This window comes from Enterococcus sp. LJL99, assembly GCF_054871725.1.
In genome coordinates, this window is the sequence record NZ_JBTXLT010000010.1 from 16,120 (window position 1) to 28,487 (window position 12,368).

A 12,368-nucleotide genomic window follows, 5' to 3' on the forward strand; every position below is an offset into this window, starting at 1 on the left:
ATGTAGGTCATGACAGAAGAAAAACAAGTGCAAAGTAACAGTGAAACAATGGAAGATGCAATGAACAGTGTTCAAGAAGTAAATGTCGGTGACATCGTCAAAGGAGAAGTTCTTGCCGTTGAAGATAAACAAGTCATCGTAGGTATTGAAGGGGCTGGAGTTGAGGGGGTAGTTCCTGCTAAAGAATTATCAACAACTCAAGTTGAAGATATCAATGAATTAGTAAAAGTTGGCGATATTTTAGATTTAGTAGTTATCACTTCTATTGGTAAAGACAAAGAAAATGGTAGTTACTTATTATCAAAACGTCGTTTAGATGCTAAAAAAGTTTGGGAAGAAATTGAACAAGATTTCCAATCAGGGAAAATATTAGAAGCACCTGTAACAAATGTAGTCAAAGGCGGTTTAGTTGTTGATGTTGGTGTTCGTGGTTTTATCCCAGCTTCAATGGTCGAAGAACATTTTGTAGATGATTTTTCTGCATATAAAGATCAAACATTATCAGTTAAGATTATCGAAATCGAACCTTCTGAAAATCGCTTGATTTTATCTCATAAAGCTGTTGTAGAAGTAGAAAAAGCAACGAAGAAAAAAGAAATATTAGAAACGTTAAAAGATGGCGATGTAGTTGAAGGGAAAGTTGCTCGTTTAACTGATTTTGGTGCGTTTGTAGATTTAGGTGGAATTGATGGATTAGTCCACGTTTCTGAAATTGCACACCAGCATGTTGCTAAACCAAGCGATGTATTATCTGTTGGTGATGTTGTCAACGTGAAAATTTTGTCGATTAAACCAGATGAAGATCGTGTGTCTCTTTCTATTAAAGAAACATTGCCTGGACCGTGGACAGATATTGAAGAAAAAGCAGCTGTTGGCGCAATTCTTGACGGAGTCATCAAACGTTTAACTAGTTTTGGTGCCTTTGTTGAAGTATTCCCAGGAGTAGAAGGTCTAGTTCATATTTCACAAATTTCTCACAAACATATCGCTACGCCTCATGAAGTGTTACATGAAGGAGATGCGATTCAAGTGAAGGTATTAGAAATTAATCCAACAGAACAACGAATTGCATTAAGTATTAAAGCCTTAGAAGCAAAACCTGAATCTAAAGAAGAACCTGAAGAAGTTCAAGAATATGAACTTCCTGAAGAAAATACTGGGTTTACTATGGGTGATATTTTAGGTGAAGCGTTAAAAGATCAAGACTCAGAATAAAATAATTTGTTTTTAAAACTGTTACATAGTAAATTCACTATGTAACAGTTTTTTTAGTGACTAAGACAAAAGTGGTTAGCTCCGAGAACCGAGTAGGTATTGTGCAACATCAGCTCATTTCATTCACTGTGTTTTACAACAATTTCAGCTTATTTCCGTAGGAGCTGCTTTTGCACCACCGTTTGTTCGGTTCTAAGAGATAAAACAAAAGTGGGCCTTATAAACTAAGAAAATTTATCTGACCACTTTTCATTCTACCAAAATACTTTTTTTACGATAAATTGCAAACTACTGAATTCCTAAATCGGTACTATACTGATTTCAATCAATGTTTTTCGCTCTAATTTTCTAAAAAAACCGGATTTTTTTCTAAATTAATAACTCCTTTTACTGAATAATAAACAATTTATAGTTATTGGCGAGTTTCCCTTGCATATTAAGCAAGCATTAGGTAAACTGATAAAGATTGAAAATTGTCAAGGAGGTAGTTTAAATGGCAAATCCAACAATTGCAATAGTCGGGAGACCTAACGTAGGCAAATCGACTATTTTTAACCGTATCGCTGGTGAAAGAATCTCTATTGTGGAAGATACGCCTGGCGTAACTAGAGATCGTATTTATGCCACTGGGGAATGGTTAGGACGAGAATTCAGTATTATTGATACTGGAGGAATCGATTTAAGTGATGAACCTTTTATGGAACAAATTAAATATCAAGCAGAAATCGCTATTGAAGAGGCAGATGTGATTATCTTTATTGCCAGTGGGCGTGAAGGGGTCACAGATGCAGATGAATTTGTAGCGAAAATTTTGTATAAAAGTAAAAAACCGGTTATTTTAGCGGTCAATAAAGTGGATAATCCTGAAATGAGAAATGAAATTTATGAATTTTATTCGTTAGGTTTAGGAGAGCCCTTTCCGATTTCAGGAAGTCATGGTTTAGGAATCGGTGACGTATTAGATGAAGCTGTCAAACATTTTTCTACTGAAATTGAAGAAGATGATGAAGATACAATCAAATTCAGTTTGATTGGTCGTCCTAATGTAGGGAAATCTTCTTTGATTAACGCTATTTTAGGTGAGGATCGAGTGATTGTTTCTGACATAGAAGGAACGACTAGAGATGCGATTGATACTTATTTTGAATCAGAAGAAGGACAAAAGTTCTTGATGATTGATACAGCAGGAATGCGTAAGCGTGGGAAAGTATATGAAAGTACTGAAAAATATAGTGTGATGCGTGCCATGCGTGCTATAGAGCGCTCAGACATTGTTTTAATGGTTTTAAATGCGGAAGAAGGTATTCGTGAACAAGATAAGAAAATCGCTGGATACGCTCATGAAGCCGGTCGAGGAATCGTTATAGTGGTTAACAAATGGGATACTGTTGAGAAAGAAACCAATACCATGCGTGATTTTGAACAAAAAATTCGTGATGAATTCCAATATTTAGATTATGCACCGATTATTTTTGTTTCAGCGATTACGAAACAACGTTTGAACAAATTACCAGAACTAATTGAAACAGTAAGTATGAATCAAACCTTAAGAGTTCCATCTGCATTGTTAAACGATGTTGTTATGGATGCGATTGCTATTAATCCAACACCAACTGATAAAGGTAAGCGATTAAAGATTTTTTATGCAACGCAAGTAGCAATCAAACCGCCGACATTTGTTATTTTTGTGAATGAAGAAGAATTGATGCATTTCTCTTATGCGCGTTTCTTAGAAAATCAAATTCGTAAAGCTTTTACATTTGAAGGAACACCAATTAAAATTATTCCAAGAAGACGAAAATAATGTATTTTACCACACTAGTTTAGAATGTTCAAATGATTTTTATACGATCTTTAAAAAAAGCACTTTTTTTGTTGAAATCTAGTTAAATAGTATTAAAACCCTTGCTATTACTAGTTTCCTATGATATCGTGTTAAATGAATATTGATCAAAAAACAATATTTGTATGTTGATTTTTGGACCACTCAAAAATCAACATGAAATTGATGCCTAGTCAGGTATCTTATCCCTTATGGAGGAGGTGAAATAATCCATGGCAAATAAAGCAGAATTAATCGAAAACGTTGCATCTTCAACTGGTTTAACTAAAAAAGACGCAACTGCAGCAGTAGATGCTGTTTTTTCAACAATCCAAGACTCTCTTGCTAAAGGTGAAAAAGTTCAATTAATCGGTTTTGGTAACTTTGAAGTACGCGAACGCGCTGCTCGTAAAGGTCGTAACCCACAAACTGGTAAAGAAATTCAAATCGCTGCAAGTAAAGTCCCTGCATTTAAACCAGGTAAAGCGTTGAAAGATGCTGTTAAATAAGACAGTTAAAAAAACCCTTGATTAGTCAAGGGTTTTTTGCTTGTTTCTTTCTTAGAAATCATAAATCAAAAATTTGAGTTGCCAATTAGGCGCCTGCTTTTTTTCTAAATTATTCAATAAATGATTATTTCTTTTTTCTCAATTGTTTTATAAAAATCACAATTGCTATAATTGCTAGAAGAGCACCTAATGCCCACGGAATCATTAACGCTAATTCTTCATCAATCAACAATAAAACCTCCTTTTTTCGATAGATTAGTGACAGGATGATTTTTTTTATGTAGTCTATCGATTATCTAATTACCACTACAATATCTATTTTAAACAATCTTTACTATTTTGTGTATTAATATGATTTTGAGTTTATTTGGCAGACAAAAAACGGTAAATATGAAGAGAGCATGAAAAAGTAAGTGAAAAAGACAACAAAATCTTTTTTGATAAAGAAAAGTTTGTTATAATTAAATCAAATTTACTTTAATTATTAAAAAAAATATAGTTATTTTATATCTTATTCACGGATTGTTATTCTTGTATAATAGATAATATAGGAGCAATTAATTTTTTTGATAAGTTATTATTTTTGTTTTTTTAAAATTTATATATTATCATAAAAAAATTAGAATTATTATATGAATACAGTTAGATATTCAAGTCGCTGTTTTGTAGGTTTTATGCTAGACTTAGAGAAAGAAGTAGTCGATAGAATCAAGTTAAGGAGATTTAATTAAATGGAATTAACTTATACGAAGAAGCAACAACAAACAGTTATTACATATGGAGAAACATTCGCCTCATGGCTTGAAAAAAAAGAATATAAAGAAAAACATTTGATTTTACTTACTAATCAACGATATTATGATTTATTTTCCGATAAATTAGTCCAATTGTTTGGTACTGATCAAGAGTTGGATTGGTATATTTGCAAAAATGATAGTCATTGTAATAATTTGTCTGAGTTAGAAAGTTTGCTTACGTTTTTGACTGATTTTAATAAATTAGAAGACTTTCTTTTTTTAGGAATTGGAAATGAAGGAGTAATGAAGTTAACCAGCTTTCTTCACAAAACAACACCGGTTACTTCTAATTGTTGGCTTTTACCCTTATCGATTCGAGCGTTTGCGCAGACCTTATTACCAAATGCTCAAATCGAAAGACAACGTGAGTTTGTTTTAACAGTAAAAATTTTGTCTGATCAAATTATTTATGACCATACATTGACGAATGATCGTGGTGAAGGGAAGCTAGTTGATTTTTTAGTATTTATTCGTTGTGGTTTGGTTTGTAGTCATGATTTCTTAAGAATGTTATATATAAATTTTAATGATAAAAATAAGTTGAGACAGCAGTCTTTCAATGGTATGATCAATGAATTGACCGATTTTTTTGCAGCTGAAGGGGATGAAATTGATCGATTTGGTTCAATATTTGAAAAAGCATTTTTAAAAACAGATAGTGGCCATCTATTGTCTGATCCCATGAAAAAGTTGTTAGGTTGTTTATTACAATTACTGTGGTCACAAAGAGTTAATCAATTTTCTTTTCAATATAGGAATTTTTTAGTTTGGTTAATTCATTTAGGGTATCCAATCGACTTTCCAGAACAGATTTTGATAAGTGATTATGTTGAGAACATTATGATATGTGCAGCTAATGATGAAGGACCTTCTGTTTTAAAAGAAGTCGGTATCATTGAGACTAGCAAGAAACCAACAGCTGTCGAACTGATAGAAACAATTGAAAATTACTACTTGATTTTAAGTGAAATTAGAGAGGGTTGAGAAGTGATATGACATATAGTGAAAAAATGCTAGAAGCATTACATAATGAAAATTTAGCGGAAGCTCAATTAATGTTGATTGAAGCATTACGCAATGATAATGATGATTTATTAGCCGATTTAGGCGAAGAATTGCTAAGTTTAGGTTTTTTAGAAGAAGCGAAAAAAGTCTTTATTCATTTACTTGAGTTGTATCCTGAGGCACAAGGATTAAATTTACCTCTGGCTGAAATAGCAATTGAAAATAACCAAATCGATGAAGCTTTTGAATTATTAGAAAAGGTTTCAAAGGAAAATGAAAGTTATGTTCAAAGTTTGTTAGTCAGTGCCGATTTATATCAAGTTATTGGCATTCCAGAAGTAAGTGAAGCAAAATTGAAAGAGGCGCAAAAACTTTTACCGCAGGAACCATTGATTCTTTTTGCTTTGGCAGAACTTTACTTTGTAAATAATCAATTTACGAAAGCGGTTGAATGTTATCAAAAATTAGTTGCAGATAATGTTTTAACTATCTCAGCTGTATCTATTTATGAGCGATTAGGTAGTTGTTATAGTATGATGGGTGATTTTGAAACAGCAATTCCGTTTTTAGAAAAAGCTCTAAATGAAGAACAAACAGACGATCGTTTGTTCCAATTGGCGTTTACTTATTTACAGTTAAAAGAAAATCAAAAAGCCATTGCTTTGCTACAGCAGTTACGAGCATTAAATCCTCATTATCAATCTTTGTATATTTCGTTAGCCGAAGCTTTGCATGAAGAAGAGGAAATTGAACAAGCAAAAGAGATATTAGCTGAAGGATTGAAAGAAAATCCTTATCAAATAGAGCTTTATCATTTGGCTTCAGAAAATGCTTATCGATTGCATGATGTTTTAGCTGCTGAAAATTTGTTGAAACAAGGGTTAGAAATCGGAGATAGAAAAGATGAGACGTTATTAACTCTTAGTAACTTGTATGTAGATGAAGAACGTTATGAAGAGGTGATTGCGGCTGTTGGCCAAATGGAAGAACAAGGACATCCTTATGCGGAATGGAATTTAGCTCAAGCATACAATGCGTTGGAAAACTTTGATTTAGCAAAAGTTCATTTTGAACAAGCATATCAAGAATTAAATCATGAACCTGATTTCTTGAAAGAGTATGGTATTTTCTTGAGAGAAGAAGGACGGTTGGCAGAGGCTAAAAGTATTTTGGAACATTATTTACATCACGAACCTGGAGACCCTGAGATACAATCGTTAATAGATGCAATCGAAGAAGAATAGAGGTGGGCAAATGTTTATCAATGTATCCGATAAAAAAGATTTTTTAGTTTGGTTGGTCAATAATGTTTCGTTTAGTCAAAGGGAAATTTTATGGATTCTTAATTATTTGATTAACCATGAAGCTATTTTGAATAATGTACATTTTGTTGAACAAGCAGATAAAACGGATCGAGGAGTCAGAGTTGCTTCGGCTGGAACAGATGAGAATCCAATTAGTCTTTTTTTGGCAGGGAAAGAATTTACTGATACTGATCAAGTATTTCATGAGATACGTATGAACTGGAAAAAAGACCTATATTTGGAATGTATTTTTGAAGATTCTTGGCAAAATAGTCAATATTTATCTATTTTAGAAGATAATCCTTATGCTAAATGGAATGAACAAATCAGTGAAGACGTTTTAGAACGGATAAACGAATTTTTCAATCAAGAAGAAAAACAAGCAAAAATCGATTTACTATATTCAGAAATTGATTTAGCGTTAGAGAATAAAGATCAAGACGGTTTTTTAAAGCTTTCAGATGAATTAAATCAATTCAAAAAAGAAAAAAAAACAAACATCTAAGTTTTCAATTTAGTTGTATTTAAAAAGTCAATAAAAAGAAATTCATAAAATGAAAGATACGCTAGAATTGTGAGGATTCTCTAGTTTACCATTATCGATCATTTTATGAATTTCTTTTATTTTCTTTTTTTGAAGATGTTTTTATTTGGTTTAGAGTAAGTAAACCCTTCACCAATTGCTTCGTGGACATTGATTACAGAAAGAAAGGCTTTGGGGTCAGAATCATGAACTAGTCGTTTGATTTCAACGATTTCACTTGGGCTAACAACAACGTAAATAATTTTTTTATCTACGTTTGAATAACCACCTTCACCATGTAAATAAGTCACTCCTCGTTCCAAAAACGTCATAATTGCGGTGCTGATTTCTTCTGATTGATCTGAAATGATTAGAATCCCTTTGGCAGCATAGGCTCCATCAATTACTGAATCAACAACTCGACTAAATACAAATGAAACAATCAATGTATACATCATTCGTTTTAAATCAATATAACTAAGTGAGAGAACAAGAACGAAAACATCAAAAATCAACAGTGACCGCCCCATACTTATCCCATAATTTTTTTCTAAGATGCGAGCAATAATATCTGTACCACCAGTTGTTCCACCAGCGCGATAGACCAGTCCACTGCCTAATCCTGCGGCTAATCCAGCAAGTAAAGATGCTATCAGTAAATCATGATCGAGATCTATAACTACTGGAAATAATTGCCATACCCATAAAAAGACTGAAAGAGAAATGGTCCCTAAGATTGTATAATAAAAAGAGTTTTTACCTAAAATTTTACCGCCAATCAAAATCAAAGGAATATTGATTAGTAGTGTTGAATAAGCGGGATTAATCTGAAATAATGCCCTAAGAATCAACGTAATCCCTGTAACACCGCCTTCTGCTAATTCATTAGCGATGTTAAATGTTACTAAACCGAATGCATATAAGCAAGTTCCTGCTAGTATAAACAAAATATCTTTGATATAAAAACGTTTATCTTCCATTTTTTCACCTTCTATCCAAGCTTTACTTTATCATTCCGTAAATAAAACAACAAGTAGAACCTTTGCAGATTGCTTAGATTTTGATAAGATATAACATGAAAGAGGTGGGGAAGTGGAAAAACAAAACCAATCGCTTTATTCAATGCAACAAGAAGTGGACGATTATATTCAACAATTTAAAGCAGGCTATTTCTCTCCGCTTAGTCAAATGGCTCGTTTAACAGAAGAAGTGGGCGAACTTGCTAGAGAAATTAATCACTACTATGGAGAGAAGCAAAAGAAAAAAGATGAACAACCTAAAACAGTCTCAGAAGAACTTGGAGATGTATTATTTGTGACCATGATTATGGCCAATTCTTTAGATATTGATTTAACTGAGGCGTTTAATAAAAATATGGAAAAATTTAATCAGCGTGATAAATACCGTTTTGAGAGAAAGGATGAACAAAGTAATGATTAATATTTTAGTGGCAGGTTTTAAAGGGAAAATGGGACATACATCTACTAAAATGGTCTTGAACCATGAAAATTTCAATCTAGTTGGTGTATTAGACCCTTTTGAAGAAAAAAATAATTTAAATGAATTACCTGAATTTACAGATGTGAATGTGCCAATTTTTAAAAGTAAAGAAGCAACAACAACTGCTAAGGCAGATGTTTGGATTGATTTTACGATTCCTAGCGTTGCTTATGAAAACACGAAATTTGCGATTGAAAATCATATGTCACCTGTAGTAGGAACTACTGGATTAACTGAAAATCAGTTAGAAGAATTAACTAATTTATCGAAAGAGTTAAAAGTTGGTGGTTTGATTGCACCGAATTTTGCGGTAGGAGCGGTCTTGATGATGCAGTTTGCCCAAAAAGCAGCAGCCTATTTTCCGAATGTTGAAATTATTGAATTGCACCATGATAACAAATTGGATGCGCCAAGCGGAACAGCGTTGAAAACTGCTGAAATGATGAGTGAAGTTCGTCAAGCAAAACAGCAAGGTCATTCGGAAGAAAAAGAATTGATTGCGGGAGCTCGAGGAGCGGATTTTGAAGGTATGAGAATTCATAGTGTACGTTTGCCAGGTCTGATTGCCCATCAACAAGTTCAATTTGGTGGTTTAGGTGAAGGCTTAACGATTAGGCATGATTCTTACGATCGTAGTTCGTTTATGACTGGCGTTGCTTTAGGTTGCGAAAAAGTGGTCAATTTAACTGAACTTGTTTATGGGCTGGAAAACCTATTATGAAATTAGCTAACATTCCTAGTGAATTTCTTAAAGCCGAATCGGTCATCAAGCGTTTGGAAGCGAGTGGTTTTGAAGCCTATTTTGTCGGTGGAAGTGTTAGAGATGTTTTGTTGGGAAAAGAAATTCATGATGTAGATATCGCTACAAGTGCTTACCCAGAAGAAATAAAGACTATTTTTCCTCGAACGGTTGATGTTGGGATTGAACACGGAACTGTCCTTGTTTTGGATGGGGAAGAGCAATATGAAATCACGACGTTTCGGACAGAATCTACTTATCAAGATTTTAGAAGACCAGATGAAGTGACTTTTGTCCGTTCATTAAAAGAGGATTTAAAACGGCGCGATTTTACAATTAATGCCCTTGCAATGGATATCAATGGTGAAATCGTTGACTTATTTGATGGCATTTATGATTTAAATCATAAAATAATTAGAGCTGTGGGAAATCCTAAAGAACGTTTTCATGAAGATGCCTTAAGAATGATGCGTGGATTACGCTTTGCCAGCCAATTAAATTTTTCGATTGAAGAAAATACGATTTTAGCAATTGAAACCTTTCATTCATTACTTGAAAAAATTTCTGTTGAACGTATTTCGATTGAATTTGAAAAATTATTACTAGGACAAAATCGATGTGCGGGTTTTATTCCATTTATCGAAACAGAATGCTATCAATATTGTCCAGAGTTGCGTAGGCACGGAGAAGGCTTATTACGATTTTCAGCATTACCATCTATCCGAATTACTGATGTCACACAAGCTTGGACCTTGCTACTTAAAACGCTAAACATCTCAGAAAAAGACACGCAAAACTTTCTAAAAGCATGGAAATTATCTAATCGTTTGATTCATTCAGTTCAACAGCTGCTTTATGGCTTGAATATTCGACTGACTCGTGATTGGCAATTAGCAGATGTTTATTTTTTAGGGTTAGATGCAACACTTGCGATTGAAAATATGTTGCAGTATTTCGGCGAAGAGAGTAGGCTTGAGGAAGCGCATCAGTTATATGATCGATTACCAATCAAAAATAGAGGTCAACTAGCTGTGACAGGTAAAGATTTGCTTGAAAACACAAATTTAGCACCTGGAAAATGGGTAGGCGACTTAATTGAAGAAATAGAAGCAGCTGTAATCAATAGTCAGGTTGAGAATCAAAAACAAACATTGCTTTTGTACGTAAATAATAGAATGGCAAAGGAGTAAAAAATGATTTCTTTTTCGAAAAAATTTATAGTAACAGCCGATAAAACAGCTGAAAAAATTGGTTCTGGTGATTTAGAAGTACTTGCAACTCCCGCTATGATAGCAATGGTTGAGAATACAGCGAAAGAATATTTGCAAAAAGAATTAGCTGCTGCAGAAACAAGTGTTGGTTCTTTTATTGAAGCGAAGCATCTGAAACCTTCACCTATTGGAACTGAGATAGTTGTTGAAATTTCAGTTTCATCAAAAGAAAAAGCCAAAATTGATTTTTCTTTTGACGTGTTTGAAAATGAGCAACTTGTTGCTACTGGGAAGCATCAAAGAGTCGTAGTTTTAACAGAGTTATTTTTAACGAAACTTGGTAAATCCAACTAGGGCATTTATTGTGACCAATGGCTTAAGTTGTGCTAAACTAATTATGATAGAAATTATTTAGTAAGGAGAATATCACTATGAGTAGAGAAATGACTGGCTTAAAATTTTATTTTAGAAATGGTGAAACTTGGACAATCGGTCGCCGTTATATTGGAGACCTTTGGATTAAACAAATATCTACTAGTTTTGGTCGAATCCATGGAAGCGAATTTATGGAAATCCACCCTTGTGAAGGCTTTAAAATTGAAATTTTCCAAGAGGGTGATCACGTTCAAACACATGATATTAATTTAGGTGGATTAGAATTAGGAATGTTTGCCCGTGCGCTAAAATATCAAGATATTGAAAGAATGGAAATCTTGTATAAAAATGGTACACCAGATTTAGTTTATTTCCCATACAAAGATAAGACTGATGAAGGTTTGGATAACGTGTATCAATCTACCAAAATCAGTGAAAAATCAAAAAGCCTGTATATTGTAATCGACCCTGGGCAAACAGTTGAAGATGTTTATGGAGAAGAATTATAAAATAGAGTACGTATCATGAATCAGGTAATGAAAACGACTGTCAGTTAACGATTTTTTGTTAGGACAGTCGTTTTTTATTTAAAAAGGGGGAAAAAGGTTGGGAAATAAGTGTATATTTTGTAATGAAATAAAACCAGAGCAAATACTCTTTGAAACGGATAATTTTAACGTTGTTTTTGACATAGATCCTATTCAAGATGGTCATTTGTTAATTATTTCAAAAAAACATCTGACTAATCTTACGGAATTATCAAAAGAATACCTATTGGAGCTAGTTACTTTGGAACAAACATTGACGAGGAAACTAGAAAAAAATTTTCCGCTTCTAGGTGTTTCGATAATTCAAAATAATGGTAAAACGATGGATGAAGGAACTCATTTTCATGTACATATGGTTCCTAGATATGCTGAGGATGATTTTTGGTCGAATCAAAAGGTTGTTCAACATAAACTAGCTAAAACGACGATAGTCAAAACATTAAACGAGGATTAAGAGTTTTTTTAAATAACAAATCAGCGAATAATAAATTATGAAAAGATAAATTGTTCTTAACATTAATCTAGTTCATCGGATCTTTTTAAGACTTTATAGCGCTTGGCTTAGCACGAGATTCATTGAATTTCTTTGAAAGAATGCTAATAACCAAGAGACTTTTTGCCTGATGGATAAAAAAACTATTGACAGCGCGTTTTTCTAGGTTTATACTTATATCATTCTTAAATATCAGTGTTGGAGTGATTCATATGTTAAACATGAAGCAAAACCCTATACAACTGAATAATTATTACTTTAGCTATTTTAGATGAGTTTGTATTCATATATCATTATGGGTGCAGACTAAAACGTTTGTATCTATGA

The 12,368-nt window shown here is 33.1% G+C and carries 13 protein-coding genes; 12 read left to right on the top strand and 1 reads right to left on the bottom strand.

Annotation, left to right across the window (positions count from 1 at the left end; translation table 11 throughout):
* The first annotated feature begins 9 nt into the window (after positions 1 to 9).
* The 6 genes from rpsA (at position 10) to ACYSNW_RS13885 (ending at position 7,157) form a co-directional block, all read left to right on the top strand.
* Positions 10 to 1,215, top strand: coding sequence for a 30S ribosomal protein S1 (gene rpsA / locus ACYSNW_RS13860; RefSeq protein ID WP_461745441.1), 1,206 nt, complete (start codon positions 10 to 12; stop codon positions 1,213 to 1,215).
* Positions 1,216 to 1,708: 493 nt separating this feature from the next.
* Positions 1,709 to 3,019, top strand: a complete 1,311-nt coding sequence (der, locus tag ACYSNW_RS13865; protein WP_461745443.1) for a ribosome biogenesis GTPase Der — start codon at positions 1,709 to 1,711, stop codon at positions 3,017 to 3,019.
* A 251-nt stretch (positions 3,020 to 3,270) separates the two neighbouring features.
* Positions 3,271 to 3,546, top strand: a complete 276-nt coding sequence (locus tag ACYSNW_RS13870; RefSeq protein WP_461745445.1) for an HU family DNA-binding protein — start codon at positions 3,271 to 3,273, stop codon at positions 3,544 to 3,546.
* Between the two features lie 731 nt (positions 3,547 to 4,277).
* Positions 4,278 to 5,327 (top strand): hypothetical protein, encoded by a 1,050-nt coding sequence (locus tag ACYSNW_RS13875; RefSeq protein WP_461745447.1) that lies wholly within the window; start codon positions 4,278 to 4,280, stop codon positions 5,325 to 5,327.
* Between the two features lie 8 nt (positions 5,328 to 5,335).
* Positions 5,336 to 6,592: a tetratricopeptide repeat protein gene (locus ACYSNW_RS13880; protein ID WP_461745448.1), complete on the top strand. Its 1,257-nt coding sequence runs from the start codon at positions 5,336 to 5,338 to the stop codon at positions 6,590 to 6,592.
* A gap of 10 nt (positions 6,593 to 6,602) precedes the next feature.
* Entirely contained in the window at positions 6,603 to 7,157 is a 555-nt protein-coding gene (locus tag ACYSNW_RS13885) for a ReoY family proteolytic degradation factor (protein ID WP_461745450.1), read from the top strand.
* Positions 7,158 to 7,273: 116 nt separating this feature from the next.
* Here the strand turns inward: ACYSNW_RS13885 and ACYSNW_RS13890 are convergent, their stop codons facing one another.
* A complete protein-coding gene (locus ACYSNW_RS13890) occupies positions 7,274 to 8,155 on the bottom strand; it encodes a YitT family protein (protein ID WP_461745452.1) in 882 nt (293 codons plus the stop codon).
* 112 nt (positions 8,156 to 8,267) lie between these two features.
* On the opposite strand from ACYSNW_RS13890, the gene ACYSNW_RS13895 reads away from it, so the two are divergent.
* The 6 genes from ACYSNW_RS13895 to ACYSNW_RS13920 all read left to right on the top strand — a co-directional run bounded on the left by ACYSNW_RS13895 (position 8,268) and on the right by ACYSNW_RS13920 (position 12,002).
* Positions 8,268 to 8,615: a nucleotide pyrophosphohydrolase gene (locus ACYSNW_RS13895; RefSeq protein WP_461745453.1), complete on the top strand. Its 348-nt coding sequence runs from the start codon at positions 8,268 to 8,270 to the stop codon at positions 8,613 to 8,615.
* Positions 8,608 to 9,396, top strand: coding sequence for a 4-hydroxy-tetrahydrodipicolinate reductase (gene dapB / locus ACYSNW_RS13900; protein ID WP_461745454.1), 789 nt, complete (start codon positions 8,608 to 8,610; stop codon positions 9,394 to 9,396). Before ACYSNW_RS13895 ends, dapB begins: the two co-directional genes overlap by 8 nt.
* Positions 9,393 to 10,604, top strand: coding sequence for a CCA tRNA nucleotidyltransferase (locus ACYSNW_RS13905; RefSeq protein WP_461745456.1), 1,212 nt, complete (start codon positions 9,393 to 9,395; stop codon positions 10,602 to 10,604). Before dapB ends, ACYSNW_RS13905 begins: the two co-directional genes overlap by 4 nt.
* Before the next feature lie 3 nt (positions 10,605 to 10,607).
* Positions 10,608 to 10,979: a thioesterase family protein gene (locus tag ACYSNW_RS13910; RefSeq protein WP_461745458.1), complete on the top strand. Its 372-nt coding sequence runs from the start codon at positions 10,608 to 10,610 to the stop codon at positions 10,977 to 10,979.
* Positions 10,980 to 11,056: 77 nt separating this feature from the next.
* Positions 11,057 to 11,509 carry a hypothetical protein gene (locus ACYSNW_RS13915; protein WP_461745460.1) on the top strand — a complete coding sequence of 151 codons (453 nt, stop codon included), beginning with the start codon at positions 11,057 to 11,059 and terminating at the stop codon, positions 11,507 to 11,509.
* Positions 11,510 to 11,606: 97 nt separating this feature from the next.
* Complete coding sequence (locus ACYSNW_RS13920) at positions 11,607 to 12,002, top strand: HIT family protein (RefSeq protein WP_461745462.1); 396 nt, start codon at positions 11,607 to 11,609, stop codon at positions 12,000 to 12,002.
* Positions 12,003 to 12,368: the final 366 nt, after the last annotated feature.